This window comes from Laspinema sp. D2d (assembly GCF_025370755.1).
Taxonomy (GTDB): Bacteria; Cyanobacteriota; Cyanobacteriia; order Cyanobacteriales; family Laspinemataceae; genus Laspinema.
In genome coordinates, this window is the sequence record NZ_JAMXFC010000007.1 from 37,785 (window position 1) to 57,461 (window position 19,677).

17 protein-coding genes are annotated in these 19,677 nt (G+C 47.9%); 11 read left to right on the forward strand and 6 right to left on the reverse strand.

Features of this window, described 5'->3' with window-relative positions; translation table 11 throughout:
* Positions 1 to 14: 14 nt before the first annotated feature.
* A complete protein-coding gene (rd, locus tag NG796_RS06915) occupies positions 15 to 179 on the reverse strand; it encodes a rubredoxin (RefSeq protein WP_261205170.1) in 165 nt (54 codons plus the stop codon).
* A 289-nt stretch (positions 180 to 468) separates the two neighbouring features.
* Positions 469 to 1,236 carry a ChaB family protein gene (locus NG796_RS06920; RefSeq protein ID WP_261205171.1) on the reverse strand — a complete coding sequence of 256 codons (768 nt, stop codon included), beginning with the start codon at positions 1,234 to 1,236 and terminating at the stop codon, positions 469 to 471.
* A gap of 297 nt (positions 1,237 to 1,533) precedes the next feature.
* On the opposite strand from NG796_RS06920, the gene NG796_RS06925 reads away from it, so the two are divergent.
* The 8 genes from NG796_RS06925 (at position 1,534) to psbM (ending at position 9,498) form a co-directional block, all read left to right on the forward strand.
* Positions 1,534 to 2,013: a DUF4112 domain-containing protein gene (locus tag NG796_RS06925; protein WP_261205172.1), complete on the forward strand. Its 480-nt coding sequence runs from the start codon at positions 1,534 to 1,536 to the stop codon at positions 2,011 to 2,013.
* 289 nt (positions 2,014 to 2,302) lie between these two features.
* Complete coding sequence (locus tag NG796_RS06930; protein WP_261205173.1) at positions 2,303 to 3,367, forward strand: vWA domain-containing protein; 1,065 nt, start codon at positions 2,303 to 2,305, stop codon at positions 3,365 to 3,367.
* Between the two features lie 337 nt (positions 3,368 to 3,704).
* Complete coding sequence (locus NG796_RS06935; RefSeq protein ID WP_261205314.1) at positions 3,705 to 5,963, forward strand: heavy metal translocating P-type ATPase; 2,259 nt, start codon at positions 3,705 to 3,707, stop codon at positions 5,961 to 5,963.
* Between the two features lie 53 nt (positions 5,964 to 6,016).
* Positions 6,017 to 6,286 (forward strand): hypothetical protein, encoded by a 270-nt coding sequence (locus tag NG796_RS06940; RefSeq protein ID WP_261205174.1) that lies wholly within the window; start codon positions 6,017 to 6,019, stop codon positions 6,284 to 6,286.
* 184 nt (positions 6,287 to 6,470) lie between these two features.
* A complete protein-coding gene (locus NG796_RS06945; RefSeq protein ID WP_261205175.1) occupies positions 6,471 to 6,758 on the forward strand; it encodes a PepSY domain-containing protein in 288 nt (95 codons plus the stop codon).
* Positions 6,759 to 7,183: 425 nt separating this feature from the next.
* Positions 7,184 to 8,743, forward strand: a complete 1,560-nt coding sequence (locus NG796_RS06950; RefSeq protein WP_261205176.1) for a TolC family protein — start codon at positions 7,184 to 7,186, stop codon at positions 8,741 to 8,743.
* A 211-nt stretch (positions 8,744 to 8,954) separates the two neighbouring features.
* Complete coding sequence (locus NG796_RS06955) at positions 8,955 to 9,251, forward strand: (2Fe-2S)-binding protein (protein ID WP_261205177.1); 297 nt, start codon at positions 8,955 to 8,957, stop codon at positions 9,249 to 9,251.
* Positions 9,252 to 9,387: 136 nt separating this feature from the next.
* Positions 9,388 to 9,498, forward strand: a complete 111-nt coding sequence (psbM, locus tag NG796_RS06960; RefSeq protein WP_015147816.1) for a photosystem II reaction center protein PsbM — start codon at positions 9,388 to 9,390, stop codon at positions 9,496 to 9,498.
* A 178-nt stretch (positions 9,499 to 9,676) separates the two neighbouring features.
* Here psbM and NG796_RS06965 read toward each other — a convergent pair whose 3' ends face one another.
* Complete coding sequence (locus NG796_RS06965) at positions 9,677 to 10,504, reverse strand: universal stress protein (protein ID WP_261205178.1); 828 nt, start codon at positions 10,502 to 10,504, stop codon at positions 9,677 to 9,679.
* Between the two features lie 191 nt (positions 10,505 to 10,695).
* Here NG796_RS06965 and NG796_RS06970 point away from each other — a divergent pair, with 191 nt between their 5' ends.
* Positions 10,696 to 11,184, forward strand: a complete 489-nt coding sequence (locus tag NG796_RS06970) for an acyl-CoA thioesterase (protein ID WP_261205179.1) — start codon at positions 10,696 to 10,698, stop codon at positions 11,182 to 11,184.
* Between the two features lie 285 nt (positions 11,185 to 11,469).
* Positions 11,470 to 11,922: a hypothetical protein gene (locus NG796_RS06975; protein WP_261205180.1), complete on the forward strand. Its 453-nt coding sequence runs from the start codon at positions 11,470 to 11,472 to the stop codon at positions 11,920 to 11,922.
* A gap of 149 nt (positions 11,923 to 12,071) precedes the next feature.
* Here the strand turns inward: NG796_RS06975 and truB are convergent, their stop codons facing one another.
* The 3 genes from truB to NG796_RS06990 all read right to left on the reverse strand — a co-directional run bounded on the left by truB (position 12,072) and on the right by NG796_RS06990 (position 18,376).
* A complete protein-coding gene (gene truB / locus NG796_RS06980) occupies positions 12,072 to 12,998 on the reverse strand; it encodes a tRNA pseudouridine(55) synthase TruB (RefSeq protein ID WP_261205181.1) in 927 nt (308 codons plus the stop codon).
* Positions 12,999 to 13,063: 65 nt separating this feature from the next.
* Positions 13,064 to 16,285 (reverse strand): efflux RND transporter permease subunit, encoded by a 3,222-nt coding sequence (locus tag NG796_RS06985; RefSeq protein WP_261205182.1) that lies wholly within the window; start codon positions 16,283 to 16,285, stop codon positions 13,064 to 13,066.
* 132 nt (positions 16,286 to 16,417) lie between these two features.
* Positions 16,418 to 18,376 (reverse strand): HlyD family efflux transporter periplasmic adaptor subunit, encoded by a 1,959-nt coding sequence (locus NG796_RS06990; protein ID WP_261205183.1) that lies wholly within the window; start codon positions 18,374 to 18,376, stop codon positions 16,418 to 16,420.
* 313 nt (positions 18,377 to 18,689) lie between these two features.
* Between NG796_RS06990 and NG796_RS06995 the strand changes: the two genes are divergently transcribed.
* Positions 18,690 to 19,541, forward strand: a complete 852-nt coding sequence (locus NG796_RS06995) for a TetR/AcrR family transcriptional regulator (protein WP_261205184.1) — start codon at positions 18,690 to 18,692, stop codon at positions 19,539 to 19,541.
* Positions 19,542 to 19,677: the final 136 nt, after the last annotated feature.

Genomic DNA, 19,677 nt, shown 5'->3' on the forward strand with positions numbered 1-19,677 from the left:
TCAATTCTAGGTCTTTACGGTGAAAAGGGTTCAAACTCCTCTTTAGATACCCCGCAAACCGGACAAACCCAATCCTCGGGGATATCTTGAAACGCCGTTCCCGGTGCAATTCCTGAGTCAGGGTCTCCTTCCTCGGGATCATAAACATAGCCGCAGGTAGTACAGAGATATTTTTGCATGGGTCTTGCCTCTTTATAAAACTTGTTTAAGCTGATTGAATCATATAAACCGAAACTTCTTTGAATTCATTACAAAAATTTAACAATGAGTATAACAAAGGGCGCACCAGCGTGCGCCCTTCTAGGTTGATCCCGTGAGAGAAATCAGGAACAAGAAACCGGAGTTCGGCCCAAGATTTATTGCTCATTGCCCAAGATTTTTTCAAGAAATCCGGTTTGTAACCTTTTGGAGGGGAAACATTTGGCTCCCTAAAACAAAATTATCTTACTCCTGATTGAGGGCGATATCCTAAACCATGACCTTGGATTTAGACCACACCCCATTTTCATCTTCTTCATACTCTCGATGAATGGTTTCCCATGCAGCTTGTTCAGCTTTCATCGCGTCGGCAGTTTCAGCCAGAACCGCATTATATCGTTGAATAAACGTAGTTTGAGCATCCGGAGATAGATGGGTTCGGACTTCCGGCGATAAGTCTTCTGCACTGTTGCAAGACCCGGAACAAGGACGAGGTAAAGTCATAGAATTAATGGCAATTTCTTGTCCTCCAGCACTTTCCAGCAGGAGTTGAATTTCCCCGGATTTTCCTTCAGGAACTTCCGCCATGACCAGAAATTCCCCCGCTTCTAAACGAGTTTGATAAACTGCTGCTTTTTCTTCTGGCATTCCCAAGGCAACAAACACGGAAACTAATCCGGCCCCCGCACTTCCAGCGATCGCCCCCGATGCTGCCCCTAATAATACAGCACTCAGGGGTCCCGCCGCCACCACGGGACCGAGAAAGGGAATAAATAACACCCCTACTCCGGTTAGTAAGCTCAAAAATGAACCAAATAGCGACCCGAAGATCGCCCCGCTTCTTAATCCGCCTAAAATTACATCTTTTTTAGTAATAAATCCGGTGATGCGAGTATTAGATTGAAAATTTTTCCCCATCACAGAAATATGGTCTTGGGGAATCCCGCGATCGATGAGACGGCGGATGGCACTATCAATTTGGGCTTGGTCTTGAAAAATAGCAGAAACTGTGCGTTGTGGTTTATAGTCTTCCGGCATTTTTAATGTCCTAATTTAAGGTTTATATCGGCTGATTCACCTTTTCGACGATAGCAAAATACCCCCTGCTCCTGTAATCTACCGGGAGGGTGATTCTCTGAAATTTGGCGATCGCCTCCCCTGTTCTCCTCTAGCTCATTTCCTGGTAAAACCGCTGTATTTCTATACAAAATAAGCAGCGTCACCGTAACCGGATTTGGTAGTAATTTCTTCCTAGGCGGCGATCGCGCAACTCAGTTGCCCCTTTCTTCCGTCATAATTGGAAATCAGTTACTGACCCCCTATTGACCCTCGCCCATGATGACTCCAACGGACCCAAAACTCAAGACCCTCAAACGCCTGCGCACCCTCAGTAAACTCCTGGATAGCGCAATTCGCATCCCCGGAACTCGCTTTCGCTTTGGACTCGACCCCCTCCTCGGACTCCTCCCCGCAGGGGGCGATATTGTGGGTGCCTTACTCTCCGCTTACATTGTATTCAGCGCGGCTCAAATCGGTGTTCCCCGTGAAAGTTTAGTGCAAATGGTGTACAACATTCTCCTAGAAGCCTTGGTTGGAACAGTCCCAGTCGTTGGCGATTTATTTGATGCTGCCTGGAAAGCCAACGTCCGCAATATGGAACTGTTAGAAACTCACTTAGATGCCCCCACCTCGGATAAAAAAGCCGACACCCTCTTTATTGTGCTGCTCTTGGGTGGGTTAATCCTCGCCATCTTTGCGATCGTCGGGGTAGGCATCTGGATCCTGAGTTCAATCCTCAGCGCCATCCTCCAGTAGGTGGATTTTTTGAGTGGAGATGACGGGAAAAGCGACTGCCTAACCCTACAAATCTCCAAGGTTTATTTCTCTTAAATCCGGCATTGATTGTGCTAACTAACTTCTACCCAACTCAGAAATTTACCCAGTATTGACAAAAAAATCAACATTGGATATAATGAGACTATAAGGGCGTAAAAACCGGGTAAAGACACAGCCTTATCTTGTCCTTACCCGGCATCGAATTTACAGGGAAACCCGCTATTAACTCGCCTATAACTCCAACTCAACGACTATAGGAGAAACCGGAATGAGCCTTAAAACTATTGATGTCGTTTTCAGTTTTGACACCACCGGGAGTATGTACCCTTGCCTCACCCAAGTTCGCCGCAACCTCAAACAAAGCATCACCCGATTATTAGATGAAATCCCCGGAATTCGCATCGGAATCATTGCCCACGGTGACTACTGCGATGCCGGTAAAACCTACGTTACCAAACACTTAGATTTATCAGGAGATGCGGATAAAATTTGCGAGTTTGTGCAAACTGTCGAAGCAACCGGCGGGGGAGATGCACCGGAATGTTATGAATTAGTCTTACATGAAGCTCAATCTTTATCCTGGAGTTCTGCCAGTACCAAATCCCTCGTTTTAATTGGCGATGATATTCCCCATGCACCGGCTCAAAATCCTCAAAAACTCAACTGGCGCAAGGAAGTCGATAAATTAGCTGAAATGGGAATTCCCGTTTATGGCGTACAAGCCCTTAATCGCTCCCATGCCACCCTTTTTTATAAAGAATTGGCGGAAAAATCTGGCGGATTTCATATTAATTTAGACCAGTTTGCCTATATTACGGACCTATTTTTAGCAGTTTGTTATCAGCAATCCTCCGATGACCAACTGCAAGCGTATGAAGTAGAAGTCACCGAACAGGGTCGGATGAGTCGCGGGTTAAACAAAATGTTTAATACCATGCTCAATCGCGAGGAAACATTATACCGAGAATCAGCGGATTTGCGGGCGGTGACGCCGGGTCGATTTCAAGTTTTGGATATTGATAAAAGTTGTGCGATTAAAGATTTTGTAATTGAAAATGGGCTAACGTTTCAAACCGGGCGGGGGTTCTATGAGTTTACCAAAACTGAAACGATTCAAGGGAAAAAAGAGATTATCTTGATGGATCGGGCAACTGGGGATTTGTTTGAGGGAGAATCGGCGCGTGAGATGTTAGGATTACCTCCGGGAGAAACGGTACGAATTAAACCCGCTAATTTAGAGAAGTATCTCGTTTTTGTGCAAAGTACCTCTTATAATCGCAAGTTGCTTGGGGGGACAAAGTTTCTTTATGAGGTTGCAGATTGGGATCGATAACTCTTTCTGTTTTGCTAAGGGACCAGAAACCCTATTTTTGAATTAGATTTTGCTACTTATCCCAGATTGGGACAAGAAACCCGGTGTCTAACCTTTGCCAAGGGACAATCTGAACCCTTGCGGAGGGACCAGAAACCGGGTTTCTGCAATATCTGGGGGAATTTAGCTCAAAATTTTGATAGAAACGTGGTTTCTGAGACTTTGCCGGGGTCTTCCTAAATAGGGAAACCGGGAAAATGTAAAGTTTTGTTAAACCTACTAGACTCTCCAGTGTGGGGGAAGGTTTATGCTGAAGTCAAGAAGCTTAAACAACCCTTGTAATGAGAGCGTTTGAATGATGGAAACAGTCAATTTGAGATTAAAAGGGATGGGTTGCGCCTCTTGTGCAACCCGCATTGAAGAGGTGATCCAAGGCGTTCCCGGTGTGGAAGAATGCAGCGTCAACTTTAGCGCGGAACAAGCGCGGGTGAAGTATAATCCCCGAAAGGCGGACCTCGATCGCATTCAAAGTGCTGTCTCCGATGCGGGATATACTGCTGAACCCCTGGAAGAATTGGGGATGAGGGATATCGATGCAGAACAACAATCTCGGCAAGCGGAACAACAAGAATTACAACATAAGGTAATTTTTGGGGGAATCATGAGCACCATTTTGGTGGTGGGTTCCCTGCCGATGATGACGGGAATTTCTTGGCCCTTTATTCCAGATTGGTTGCATCATCCTTGGGTGCAATTTGCCCTAACAACTCCGGTTTTTTTCTGGTGTGGCAAGTCCTTTTTTGTGGGGGCCTGGAAATCGTTTAAACATCATCATGCAGACATGAATACCCTAGTAGCCCTGGGAACGGGTTCTGCTTATTTCTATTCCTTGGTTCTCTCAATTTTCCCCGGATTTTTTACCATTCAAGGGGTAATGCCGGAAGTTTATTATGAAATTACCGCAGTGGTTATCACGCTAATTTTGCTGGGGTTATTGTTTGAAAATAGAGCCAAAGGGCAAACGTCTGAAGCGATTAGAAAGTTAATGGGATTACAGGCAAAAACAGCACGGGTAATTCGCCAGGGTCAAGAAATTGATATTCCCATTCAAGAGGTGGGGGTCGGGGATGTGATTTTAGTCCGTCCCGGGGAAAAAATTCCGGTGGATGGGACAGTTTTGGAGGGTTCTTCTTTAATTGATGAGTCAATGGTGACGGGAGAATCGGTTCCAGTGAAGAAAGAAACCGGGGATGAAGTAATTGGGGCAACGATGAATAAAACCGGAAGTTTTAAGTTTAAAGCGTTGCGCGTTGGTAAGGATACGGTGTTGGCGCAAATTGTCAAATTGGTGCAAGATGCGCAGGGGAGTAAAGCGCCGATTCAACGGTTAGCCGATCGCGTGACGGGATTTTTTGTCCCAGTGGTAATTGCCATTGCGATCGCTACCTTTGTAATCTGGTTTGCCATCATGGGAAATCTTACACTCGCCATTATTACCACCGTTGGCGTGTTAATTATTGCCTGTCCTTGTGCTCTAGGTTTAGCAACCCCAACCTCCATCATGGTAGGAACGGGAAAAGGGGCAGAAAATGGCATTTTAATTAAAAGTGCTGATAGTTTAGAACTGGCTCATAAAATCCAAACCATTGTCTTAGATAAAACGGGAACTTTGACCCAAGGAAAACCCACGGTAACCGATTATGTCACCGTGGGAGGAACGGCTCATAGTAATGAAATTAACTTGTTACGATTAGCTGCCGCTGTCGAAAGTAATTCTGAGCATCCCTTAGCCGAGGCAGTGGTAGAGTATGCGAAAGCACAAGGGGTAGAAATGCCGCTTCCAAGGGTTACGAATTTTGAAGCCGTAGCCGGGATGGGAGTTCAGGCAATGGTCAGCGATCGCCTCGTCCAAATCGGTACAGCAAGATGGATGCAGGAATTAGGGATTGATACTAAAGCATTACAAACTTATCAAGAAAATTGGGAATCGGAAGCCAAAACTAGCCCTTGGATTGCCGTTGATGGACAAATTGAAGGAGTCTTCGGAATAGCCGATGCTTTAAAACCTTCTTCTGCTACGGCTATTCGAGGATTACGCCGCCTGGGATTAGAGGTGGTGATGTTAACTGGAGATAATCAAAAAACCGCCTATGCGATCGCTCAAGAAGTCGGAATTCATCGCGTGTTTGCTGAAGTTCGTCCCGGGCAAAAAGCGGATAAAATCAAAGAATTGCAAGCTGAGGGTAAAATTGTGGCAATGGTAGGTGATGGGATTAATGATGCCCCTGCTTTGGCTCAAGCGGATGTCGGAATTGCGATTGGAACCGGAACTGATGTAGCGATCGCCGCGAGTGATATTACTCTCATTTCGGGTGATTTACAAAGTATCGTCACGGCAATTCAACTCAGCCAAGCCACGATTCAAAATATCCGCCAAAATCTGTTTTTTGCCTTTATTTACAATACGGCTAGTATTCCCATTGCTGCTGGCATTCTTTACCCGTTTACCGGATGGTTGCTCAATCCCATCCTCGCCGGGGCGGCAATGGCAATGAGTTCAGTTTCCGTCGTCACCAATGCCTTGCGCTTGCGCAAATTTAACGCCCATCATTTCTAGGTAAAATCCTCGGTAATTAAAACCGTAAACTCTCTTGACACAAGGCTAATTTTATGTTGAAAATGACCAAAATTTGGATACCTTTATTGGCAGTTACCACCGTCTCGGTAACCGGGGTAACAGCAACAGCCCAAGCGATGTCAGAAATGCCCGGACACCAAACGAACTCCTCCCCCGGATTGCAAAAAATCGAACAACCCTTACCAATAAAATCTGGAGTGATTGTAGGGGGCATCACCTTAATTGGATTAGAACTCTGGTGGTTTTTATTCAGTAAAAAGAAAACCAAACCGGCAAGCGACGAGCAACCAGACAATTCCTAATATCTAATCCATCCCGCGATCGCATTTTTCCTCTGGACACGGCCCCCCGTGTCCTTTCCTATCTCAAACGAAAACCCAACCTCAATCCTTTACAATAATATCTTCTGAGTCGTTCTCTGATGTTCGTAGCAAGGACTTCAGTCGTTCCCCAACCCATACCTCTATTATCAATCCATGAACCATCATGCCTATCAATAAAGTCCGATTACGGAAACTGCACCGCATCCTGGCCCCGATCGCCATTTTACCCCTGCTCTTGACTGCCATCACCGGAATCTTGTATCAAATTGCTGTAGTTAGCGGCAACCAACCCCAATTTAGGGGGTTACTAGACCTCCATCAGGGTATATTTGGACCCGTAAACTTAGCCCCCGTTTATCCCCTGTTAAACGGATTGGGATTAATCACCCTTGCTGTTACCGGAATTATCATGTGGTTTCAAACTCGTCCCCAACGACCAAACCGAGGCTAAAATATTCAGTTGGCCTCCTTATAAGGGAGCGAAAAAATTATAAAAAATAGGAAAATAAATTGAGATAAGTCCAACTTAATCCCTGCGAAAATTCGATTTTAAAAGGAGAAACCCCTAAAAATTAAAACAACTCTAGCCGAATCCTTGAAAAAATTCCGCTAAAATTAAACCTGCAACTCAGGAGCCGGATTGTGCGTCAATCACTGGAATATGAGTCGCGCAGGGGAAAGCAAAGCCACTTATCTTTACCAGGGCAGCCTTGATCCCAAGGTCGCGATCGCGGTAGCGAATTCTAATCCGGTGCATCTTCAGCCGTTTACTCATGTCGATGAAATTTCATCGCAAAGATCGCGATCTGCTATACCTTAAAAAGTGTTGGCCTAAACCTGGAAGTCTTATTAAATTGCACGCCGAATCAAAAACTTATGGGAACTTTTCGATATCTGATCACTGTGGGTATGGGAACGCTAATCGCCTTAAGCGATATCGGCGCAAGTTTTGGACAGACTGAGCCATCCGGCGATCGCCGCCCCAGTCCAGCCCCCGCAGCCGCCTCTCCCGCCGGGGAAACCCAGGGCACAACAGCGCCCAGGGAGGGTGTACAAGCCCAGGGGGTGACCCCCACTGTAGAAAACGTACCGGAGTACCTGACCCCTAACCCTAACCCCCTCCAGTTTCCGACGGAATCCGATGAAGTGGAGATTGTCGGCACCCAACCCTTGACCTTAGAACAGGCCCTGCAAATTGCTGAACAAAACAGCCAGCAACTGCAAGAAGCCCTACTCACGGTGGATCGAAATCGCGCCGCCTTACGAGAAGCGCGTGCCGCCTTGTATCCGAACTTGGGGGTGCAATCGAGCCTATCGCGCTCAAATTCCACGGGAGCAGATTTAGCCAATCAGCGCCAAAGACAACAGTTAGGAGATAATGCCCCACCCCCTGAAGGCGGGAGCACGAGCTTAGATGGCGGCGTAGAATTAACTTACGACTTGTACAATTCTGGGCGGCGATCGGGTCAGATTGGCTTGGCTGAAACCCAATTGCTGGTGAGTGAATTAGACCTGGAACGGGTGCTGGCTGACTTGCGCTTAGAGGTTCGAGAGGCTTATTACAACCTGCAAGAAGCGGATGACCAAATTGAAATCAGCCTCTCTGCGGTGCAAAGTTCTGAACAAAGCTTACGAGATGCTGAAGCTTTGGAACGAGCAGGATTGGGGACCAGGTTTGATGTGCTGCGGGCTAGGGTCCAGTTAGCTGATGCTGCGCAATCCCTCACCCAGGCGCAGGCACAGCAGCGCATCCGTCGCCGGGAAATTGCGCGGATTTTAAATGTTTCGCAAGTGGTGGATATTTCCGCTGCGGAACCTGTGGAAATTTCGGGGCTGTGGAATTTGTCGTTGGAAGATAGCATCGTCTTGGCGTTGAGAAATCGCGCTGAGTTAGAGCAGTTGTTGTTACAGCGGGACCTAACGGATTATCAGCGTCAGATTGCCTTGTCTGCTATGGGTCCTCAAGTCAGTTTGTTTGCCAACTATAACGTGGTGGAAGTCTTTGGGGATGACTTGGATTTGGCTGATGGCTACAACTTAGGGGGTAGGGTGCAGTGGAATTTATATGATGGGGGGGCCGCTAGAGCCCGCGCCGTTCAGGAAGAACGAAATATTGAGATTGCGGAAACGCGATTCGGTCAGTTTCGCAACCAGGTCCGTTTGCAGGTAGAGCAAGCGTATTTTAATTTGCGCTCGAACTTCGAGAATATCCAAACCTCGAATATTGCGGTGGATCAGGCGCGGGAAAGTTTGCGTCTGGCGCGGTTGCGGTTTCAAGCGGGTGTAGGGACTCAAACGGATGTGCTGACGGCGGAAACGGAACTGACGCGGGCGCAAAATAACCGCTTGCGGGCGATCGTGACTTACAATCGGGCCTTAGCGTCTATGGAACGGGCGATCGGGAATGTGAATGAGGGGCTGATTTCTACGCCTTAAGTTTGCCGAAGGGGCAATCTGGAGAGCAATTTAGGGGCAATTGGTGAATTGCCCCTACAGGATGTAGGCAGTCTTTACAGAAGTTAACATGACGGTCTAAAATTTGAGAGGACCTAACATCGGCCCTGAGTCCGTGCCAAGGCTTGGCCTAATTCTGGACAACTCATGGGCCCCAATCGGTATCGCTCGATCGCAACTATGGAGAAGAGAAGTGCCTAATATCAAATTTGTGGATGAAAACAAGGAAGTAGTCGCGGCAGATGGAGCCAACTTGCGGCTGAAAGCCTTAGAAAATGGAATCGAACTCTACAAGTTTGTCGGGAAATTGATGAACTGTGGCGGTTACGGTCAATGTGGTACCTGCATCGTCGAAGTCGTCGAAGGCATGGAAAATCTCTCCGATCGCACTCCCGTCGAAAATCAAAAACTTAAGAAAAAGCCCCCCAGCTATCGTCTGGCTTGTCAAGCCCTGGTGAATGGGCCGGTGAGCGTCAAAACCAAGCCCTAACCCCCGCCCTAAATATAGGGTCGCCTCACCCCAGATCTGGGTTCAAAGAATTTAGGTCGATCAGCCTCACCGTAGTCCAGCAATAATGATATTCTGATCGTATTGAATTTTAAGATTGAAAAAATAGTGGGGTTCTATGCAAGTTAACGACCTAGGATTTGTGGCAAGCCTTCTTTTTGTGCTCGTCCCAGCCGTGTTCCTGTTGATCCTCTACATTCAAACCGCCAGCAAAAGCAAAGAGAGCTAAATTAACCGGCGGCTTGTTCTGGCACTCGGAACGGTTCCGAGTGCTTTCTTCAAGTTCTAACTCCTACAGTCGCTGGGAAACGACGCGATCGCGTCCGGTTACCAGGGAGAGTCTCCTTAATCAAAGGTGCCAAAACCCAATGTTTGGCACCTTTTTCATGGGAATTTTAGGGGGTGAATTAGGTAGAAGTCCGACCTAATAACACCGGACAGTTAGCATAAACCCTTACATAGTCGGAGAGAGACCCCCCTAAGAGGCGATCGAGGTCCACAAAGTTTTTAGCAATGTTCGGGCGGCGATCGGGGGAACCCAGCATCACGAGATCCGCATTCAAATCATCCGCTAACCGGCAAATTTCTTCTCCCGCTTTTCCTTTCGGGGTGTGGCAGCGATAGGAAACGCCATACTTCCTCGCCTCCGCCACTGCCGCGACTAATACAGGGTCTTGTTCTGGGTTGTCCACGGGTTTTGAGGAAACATGGACGAACTCCAACTGCCCTCCATCAATATCTTTGACCATCGCCAGGGCCAAATCCAGACATTGTTTCGCCGAGTCGGATTTGTCCACTGCCACGACAATTCGCTTGATTTTCTTAACGTAGACATCATCTTTAACCAGCAACATCGGACGCGAAGCAAGCTGGAAGACATACTGACTTACGGATCCTTCTAAAATCGCTTGCAACCGCCCCAAGGCCCGGGACCCCATCACAATCAGGTCAGCCTTTTCTTCCTCCGCCACTTCACAGACGACGGTTTTTGGGTCTCCCTGCTTCAGTCGGGGATTAACTTTGCTGGGGTCGATATTCAAAAATTTGACCGCATCGGCGAGGATTTTGCCCCCCTCTGCCAATTTATCCGCCATCCCATCAGCGGTGACTTCGGGGGCCACGACGTGCAGGACCGTCACTGAGGCAGTTTGAAACGAGGGGATGTCCATCAACATCTTGACCATCTCTTCACAGAGTCCTCGTCCTGCCACTGCCACTAATATTTTTTGGATCATAAGTTTAGCTCCTGGCTACAACAGCATACTATGTAGGGATGAATCCCTGAATTGATTCCGTTTCGGGAAAGCTCTAGGGGGCGAGGTAAACGACCCCAGAGATTGCTCGATTTAGGTATTTCATCTTTAATGTAAGACTTATTACTTACTGAAAATTTGTAGAAATGTAGAGTTTTGGATCGATTTGTAACATGACTGAGGAAAAAGAGACACAACCCCAACTCCCCCCAACCGGCGCGATCGCCCGCGTTGGCGAAAAATCCTCCGAAGGATGGTTCGAGTACCCCATCCGGGCTTATCCCCATCATACTGACTATGCGGGCATCGTTTGGCATGGTGCCTATATCACCTGGATGGAAGAAGCACGAGTCGAATCCTTGCGGGCGATCGGGGTCAATTTCGCCGATTTAGTCGCCCTCGGGTGTGATTTACCCGTGGTTGAGTTAGCCTTGCGCTACCACAAACCCATGAAACTGGGCACCGAGGCGATCGTCAGAACCCGGATGCTAGAAATGGATGGGGTCCGCCTCAATTGGGAATATCAGATTCAGTCCCTCGATGCACAAGAGTTGTACCTCACCGGAGTGGTTACCCTGGTGACGGTGGATATGGAAAAGGGCAAAATTATGCGTCAATTGCCTGAATCCGTCAAAAATGCCTTCTTGAAATTGTCCCGGTAGGGGAGTGGGGGGGATGGGGAGGATGGGGGGGATAGGGGAGATAGGGGGGATGGGGAGGATGGGGGGGATAGGGGAGATAGGGGAGAGTAAGTTCTGGTGACTCAGCAGAGTCAAGCCAGGAGGATCCAATCCATCTTCATGGCAGTCCTCCCAATCTCCCCCATCTCCCCAATCTCCCCCATCTCCCCAATCCTCCCCATCCTCCCCATCCCCCCCATCCTCCCCATCCTCCCCATCCGCAAGGTGATAAAATTTGGGTTAACCTAACCGACTGACCCCACCATCATGACTCGTTTACTTTACGAATATTCGATCGCCGATTGCGGTCACTTGATTATCCCTTATGTGTTTGGCACTGTGGATAGGGACCCAATTTATTCCTATCATTTACTCTCGGAACTAGGGCATCGCGGTAATTTACATAAAGCCCATAATCCCGCCGGAATTCATTCTAGTAGCCTGGAAGGGATTATTGCGATCGCCAAAGAACACTTATCTATTCATTCTGATGTGGAAGAAAGTCTGGATAGCTTTAAACATCGTTATACTTATCGAGAAAATTTAATCATTATTTATCAAATGGCCGATAAGTTCTTTTACGACCATTATAAGCCGGATAATTTACAAAATGTTGCTGCACCTAAAATATTTAAATCAGAGCAAGCCTGTATTCACTGGGTGAAATCTGGACTGGATCGCCCCAATTCTAGTTCTAATGTTTTAGATTTCAGACGGTAAAAACTATTAGTATAATTATTATTAGTATTATAGGGGGAGAACGACTTCAGTCGTTTTAGGCATTCCTAAGCCCAAAGCGTAGGAATGCCTGTTCAGGAGACTAGGCGTCTGGTGTGAGACCTAACTCTATTCCCAAATAATCCGGAAAGTCATTCCGAAAAATTTATTTTTTCATCTTTCCCGAAATCCGGTTCAAATACCATTTTCGGCACTAAAACCCAGTCGCCATCGGGTGATTCAATTTCGCTAATCCCCAAAAATGTGCCATCTTCTGCATAAATCCGCAGGGGGGATACAATTTCCCCTAACTCCGCGAGGGGAATCCGCTGACCTTGGCACCAGCGACGACCATCAGTAGAATTTAAAGCAATCTGACTTAAATGGGCTAACACTGTATCTGGTGGAATGAGTTGAAATGTCCCCTGACTGGTTTGAGTTTCAATGTCTTCAAAAGTTAAACTATCTTTCAAAGGTAACCCACAGCTTTCGGTCCGGGTGAGATGTGCGAGGGTTCCGCCGGTTTGCAAGAGGGCTCCGAGGTCCCGGGCGATCGCCCGGATATAGGTCCCGGGTCCACAGGCGATCGCGAGGTCAATTTCTGGAAAATCCCCCTCCCGCCACGCCAATACCTGGATATTATGGACCTCTACCATACGACTCGGGACTTCGATGGTTTCCCCCGCCCTTGCTAAATCATACAACCGCTTCCCTTGCACCTGAATTGCACTGTAGGCAGGGGGAATTTGAGTAATTTTCCCGAGAAATTGCGGTAATTGTGCTTCAACCTGTTCCCGCGTGAGTTGGGGAACTGCTACCGAGGTGATGGTTTCTCCTTCTAAATCATCGGTGGTGGTGGTGACCCCCAGACGGACGGTTGCCTGATAAGCTTTATCTTGGCGCAGGTATTGCAGCAGGCGCGTTGCCTTACCGACGGCGATCGGTAAGACTCCTGTTGCTGCTGGATCTAAGGTTCCACCATGTCCGACGCGCTTAGTTCGCAACAGTCTTCGGATCCGGGATACGCAGTCATGAGAGGTCATGCCAGGGGGTTTGTTGAGATTCAGAAATCCTTCCACAGTACCTTTAAAACATTCGGGGGTTCTGTTGCATTTTATCGAGATCAGGACTCATTTTTGGACTTTTATTCCAAATGTTCTACGGATACCGAGGGTTTCGGGGTTAGCAGTAAATATAAGGCAGGAACTACCAGCAAGGCGATCACGGTAGAAGCGGTCAATCCAAACCCGATCGCGGCACAAAGGGGAAACCACACGGGGTCACTAAATGCCAAGGGAACAACTCCGCCAATGGTGGTTAAACTGGTGGATAAGACGGGACGAAGGCGATCGGCGGCACCTTGAACCGCTGCCATTTGAATGGTCATCCCGCGATCGCGATAGGTATTCATGGTTTCCACCATCACGATCGCATTATTCACCACAATTCCCACTAAGGAAATAATCCCAATCACTGCCGGAAACGAAATCGGAATCCAAGCTAAGAAAAACCCCCCAAAGGTGCCAATTAACCCAAAGGGAATCGTTAGCATAATAATAAAGGGTTGGGTAAATGATCCAAACTGAATCACTAACACTGCAAACACGAGGAAAATTGCGACTCCTGCCATTTGTTGCGCTGAACCAAAGGTCTCACTTTGGGTTTGTGCTTCTCCGGCGAACTTATAGTCATATCCTTGGGGCCATTGACGGCGCATTTCATCGAGTTTCGGCTGAAAATCTCCCAAAATTTCTCCTAAAGTCCGGTTGTCTGTTTTCGCTAAAACCGTGACCGTCCGCTGTGTATCTTTGTGTACAATGGATAACGGCGCTTCTGATAATTCTGATTCTAGCACTTGAGCGGCAGACAAGGTGCGATCGCCTGCAAACACGCGAATGGTCTGGAGTTCGTCCTGGCGCGTCGGACCCCCGACGGCACCGCCTCGGGACGGCCAAGCCATACTCAGCCTGATTTCCAGGTCTTCCTCACCGCCGCCAATTGGAAAACTACCGATTTCGTTATCTGTCATCATATAACGACCTTGCATCGCTAAATCATCGGGATTTAGTCCATAGAAATTCATCGCTTCGCGTCGGGGTCGAAACTTGATATCCGGACGCAAGGCCCCGAGGTCGTCTCGCACATCAGTAGTGCCAGGAATTTGGCGCAGTGCCATTTGGACTTCCCCAGAAATCCGGCGCAATTCGGTCATATCCCGTCCCTGAATTTGAATGGCGATCGGGTCTCCCCCTTCCCCGGTACTTTCGGTATTGACCACGAGAGAGGCACCAGGATATTGGCGGATGAGTTGGTCTAATTCCTGTCGGAGTTGGCGATCGTATTCAAAGGAATAAAGTTCGCGTTCAGTCTTCGGGGTAAACATGGCGGAAAAGCCGACTAAATAGTTACCTTGATTCGGTTTCATGCCACTTTCCGTCACCAGATTACTCCGCTGTCCCACAAATTTAATCATGTTAGTCAGGTAATCTTTTTGCCGCAATACTTCTCCGATTTCATCTGCCACCTGTTGGGAGGTATCTAGGGTCGTGGTGGGAGGAAGTTCCACATTGATACTCATTTTCAGCTTATCAGAGTCTGGAAATAGAGTACCGGGAACCGTTCCCACTAAAATTAGAGTACAAACAAATAAACTGACTGTGCCTAATACCCATAAACTGGCCGTTCTTTTGTTGGAAACGGTAGTTTTTAGACTCCATTTAGCATAGCGATGGGCAGCGGATTCGTTGAGGTGATCAACCCAGGTTTTTTTGCCATGATTTTTGACCTTTCCGAGTAAGAAGCGCGATAGGGGAACATCAATGAATAAGGCGATAATATAGCTGAGAACTAGGCAGGTAATAGCACTAATCGGAATAAATCTAATAAATTTACCCATTGTACCGCTAATTGCCATTAACGGGGCCATTGCTAAAATGGTGGTTAACTGGCCGGAAAAGGCGGCTAAACCGTAGGTTTTGACGGTGGAGAGGGCAGCTTGATTAAAGGTAAGTCCGCGTACGAAAATTCCTTCATGCAATCCTTCCATCATTAGAATGTAAACATCAACAAGCAATCCCAAGGCGAGAATCATGCCGATGGTAACCATTGAATTTAGGGTTTGTCCGCCGATCCACAGAATGGCGATCGCACCCATAAAAGTTAAGGGAATCGACAATCCCGCAATTAATGCTTCCCGCCAACTGAGGGCGAAAAATAGGATAACAAACACCACGAGAATCCCTTGCCAACAGTTATCAAAAAGCCGCCGGAGGTCTTCTTGAATCGTTTGGGCGTCAGAATTAATAACGCGGTATTCTAGGCCATGAGGCCAGATATTGGGGTTTTGTTGCGCTAAATCTAAGGCAGCAATGGAGTCTTTCACAACCTTAATTGTATCAGACCCAGGAACTTTGACCACATCAACGTTGATGACGGGTTCAAATTCTCCCCCATTCCAACTGAGAAAGGCGCGATTTTTTTCCCGTTCTAAATCCCGTCGTACTTCAGCAATTTCTTTGAGACGAACGACCCGACCATTGGAACCGCCTAACCGCGCTACAGGCAAATCTTGGAGCTCTTCCACCGAGCGAAATCGGCCATACAATCGCACTTGAGTCCCAATACGATCGCTTTCCACCTGTTCCCAAGGCATATCAATGTTACCTTGTTGAATCGCACTGCTGACTTGGGTGGGAGAAATCCCCAAAGTTGTCAGACGTGACGGAATCAATTGTACCTGAATGACTTCTTTGCGTTCTCCTCCTAGTTCGACCTTTCGCACGTTGGGAACTTTTTCTAAAATATCTTTAATATCTTCCCCAGTGTGACTCAGAACCGCCATATCGATATTTCCAAATAAGCCAATTGTCAGAACGGGAGTATCTTGGACGGAGATTTGTTCGACTTTCGGCTGTTCCGCATCTCGCGGGAGTTCTGGTTTTGCTTCATCGACTTGAGCCCGCAGTAAGGCGATCGACTCATTGACGGGGGCTTCAGCGCGAAATTCTACAACAATTCGCGATCGCCCGTCATAAGAAGCACTACTAATTTCTTTTAACCCTTTGAGGGATTTAAGCTCATTTTCTATTTTGTCCGTAATCTGATTTTCAATGGTTTCAGGGTCTGCACCGGGCCAAATTGTTTCAATACTGGCGATCGCTACATTAATATCTGGATCCCCTTCTTTCACCATCGAAACCGCACCAATCACCCCCCCAATCACCAGCAAAAAACACAGTAAAATCCCAAAAACTGGCTTTAAAAAGAAGAATTTACTCAGGGAAGATGCCTTCTGAACATCAGGAATATCCTGCTCTTGTGAGTCGTCATTTTGAGGCGGTTGCGGTGGTAAAATGGTAGTTGTCATGATATTTTTTATACTTAAATCGGTTAACAGCTCATTTCAATCCTTCCAGTCCCCTCCCCTTGCGAAGGGGAGGGTTAGGGTGAGGTTCCGGGACCAGGGTGATGTTCCGGAACCCCAGTGTGAGAACCTTCTTCAATCCAAAACCTCCACAATCTCCACCAGCGCACCATCTACCAACCGATTACTCCCCTCAGTTACCAATAACTCTCCGGGATTCACTCCTTCGACGATTTCCCGGTGAGAAATTCCTTCAATGCCTAGCGTAATTTTCCGTTGTTCCACTCGTCCTGTTTCCGGGTTGACCACAAAAACATGAGGTTGGCGATCGCGAAAAACAAATGCCTCAAACGGTGCTGTAGTGGCATTGGGATTTTCCTCCACCGCAATCCAGGCCGACACTCGGGACCCATGCCGGAGATTCTCACTTCCTTGCTTAATTCGCATTGTGACAGACATCGCACGCCCTCCCGGTGTCACTGAAGGACTGACAGAAAACACCTGTCCCGATGCCCTCGCCAGTTTCGTCAGTTCATCACTGGTCATTTCTCCCGCAGATGCCGCGCTCATCTCTTCATCTAACACAATATACACCCGTTGTCCCGGTCTCACTCGGTCCCCTTCAAACGCCGGAAGTTCTACATTGACCTCAAATTCCCCCGGGTCAATGACAATCATCGGCACCCGTTCCACAATATTCTCATATTCCCCACTCGGTTGCACTCGCTGGGGTGACCAATAATCTCCCTCAGTGATATTTAAATAAGCCAAAACCCCATCAAATGGGGCATAAATCGCACTATCTTCCAAGTTCACATCGGCCCGGGTGACCTGAGTTTGAGCCGAGGCAATCCCCGCATCTGCTGCATAAATTTGGGCTTGTGCGGACTGGACTTGTCCTGCCACTGCCTGAACTTGGCTTTCGGCGGCGCTAATTTGACTATGGGCAACCGTCACTTGACTTTGTGCGACGGCTATTTCTTGTTCCCCGGCAGTGACTTGGCTTTTCGCCACTGCTACATCTTGGAGTGCAGCACTCACTTGGCTTTTGGCCGCTTCCACTTCTTTTTGTGCGGCGATAATTTGACTGTTCGCAGCTTGAACTTCTTGTTCGGCAGCTTTCACTTCATTTTGGGCAGCATTCAAGCCGGATTCGGCGTTTTGGCGACGATTAGTATAAACATCCAAATCACTTTGAGAAATTACCCCTTCTTGATATAATGTTAGACGTCGCTCCTGTTCTTTGATGGCGAGGTCGAGATCAGCTTGGGCTTTTTGGAGATTGGCTTGGGAACGGGCTAAATTGGCGAGGGTTTGTCCCTGTCGCGCTTGAGTTTGGGCGACGTTGGCTTGGGCTTGTTCTACTTTGGCTTCGGCTTGTTGTACCCCCACTTGGGCTTGTTGTACTCTCGATTGAATTTGTGCTAGATTCGCTCGCGCTTGTTCTACTTTAGAGCGGGATTGTTCTAACAAGGCTTGGTTTTGCTCAACTCCCGCTTTTGCCTGTTGTAAATTAGCGCGGGCTTGGTCGAGGTTGGCAAGGGCGACACTGCGCTGGGTTTGGGCTTCGGCGGTTCCCGCTTGAGCTTGGGTGATGTCGGCTGCGAGTTTGCGATCGTCTACTTTGGCGAGTAATTCCCCTTCCCGCACGCGATCGCCCTCTCGTAAATCTCGCCCTTCGATTTTTTTAATATAAGTAATCGTTCCCGGCACTTCAAAAGTGAGATGCTTACTGCGCACGGCGGAGGCAAACCCATCACTAAAGACCCAGGCTTGAATGGGGGCCGACTGCGCCGGAACCACCCGTACTGGCAATCCCGCTGGTTGTACCTCAGTTGGCGTGGCTTCTTCTGCTTCCGTTTGGCTATTTAACCGCATGGCTCCCACGCTCCCAATTGCTGCGATCGCCGCGAACAATGTCATGAATCCTAAACTTTTTTTAAGCCAAGATAACGATGATTTTCGTCTGGATGGGTCCGATTTTTGTCGAGTTTTCCCCCCAGTAGTGGGTCCGTTCGGTTGGGCAATTGCTCCAGACTGGACAACGGGGAGCGATAAGTTTAGCCCATCCATATTTTCTAAACGATCAATCATCCTTGGCTCTCCATTAATGAGGGTTTAATTTTTTCTTAAATCTGTCCCTGAACAAAAGGGAATTTGATGCGTTTGAGTCGCTATTTTCTACCGATAAAGTTTCAAAATGCCGGGTTGATAATTTCCCGATTATGGAGCTGATTCTTGGAGAAATTTTGGGCAAATCTTACCGATTCAGTGGGCGGCAGATGAGTCCCCGTTATGGGAAATTTAATAAAAATGGGTAAAGTTGAACCCGAGTTATCGAGATTTGGGGTAAACTCAATCCGGTTAATTTTTATATTTGTGAGCAATTCAGGCGTTTGTTCTTTAAATGGCAACCGCAAAATTACTCAGGCTTGGGAAAGCCAGTATCTCAACTGATGCTGACTCTAACTCTTGGGACACTTGCTGGGCGATCGCCTGGGGTGAAATCCCTCTCGGGAGTCGGGGTTCCTGCCACGGGTTGGCGATGCCGCTGAACACGCGAGTTCATGCTCATGTTTATAATATACGAGTAACTGCTCATGTTTGTCAACGCTCTGGGGGAAAAATGGAAGAAGAATTTTCAAAAGTAGAAGGGATGAGGCGTCAACCGCAGCAGATGCGGGCGATTAAGCGAGTGAATCAGATCCTTGATGCAGCAGATGGATTGTTTGCAGAAGTCGGATATGAAGGGGCCACCACCAATGCGATCGCCGCCCGCGCTGGGACCTCAATTGGATCCCTGTATCGTTTTTTTCCCGATAAAGAATCCATTCTCAAAGCACTCGCCACCCGCTATCTGGAGCAAATGCATGAAATGTTTTTTCAGTTACATTCGCCCGAAATGGCAACCTTACCCCTAGAGGTTTATATTGATCGAGTCATGGATGCATTTGATGAATTAATCACGGCACATCCTGGGTATCGAGCGGTGTTTTTCAAATCCCGCGCCGCTTGCCAAGAAGTGCAAGACATGGATTCCGATTTATGTGTTCAATTTGCCGGTAAATTAGCAGAGTTTTATCAATTAAAAGCACCCAACCTCGATCCATCAACCGGCGAACTGATCGCCTTAGTTGTCGTAGAAGCAGTCCGCAATTTGCGCAGACTCTCCCTAAGCCGAGATGACCAATTTCAGCAGCGAGTCAGACAGGAAATTAAAAAACTATTATTGGCCTATTTGCAGCCTTATTTAAGTTAAAAGAAGAGGATGGGGGAGATGGGGGAGATGGGGAGGGTGGGGGAGATGGGGGAGATGGGGAGGGTGGGGGAGATGGGGGAGATGGGGAGGGTAGGGGAGATAGGGGAGATGGGGAGGATGGGGGAGATGGGGAGGA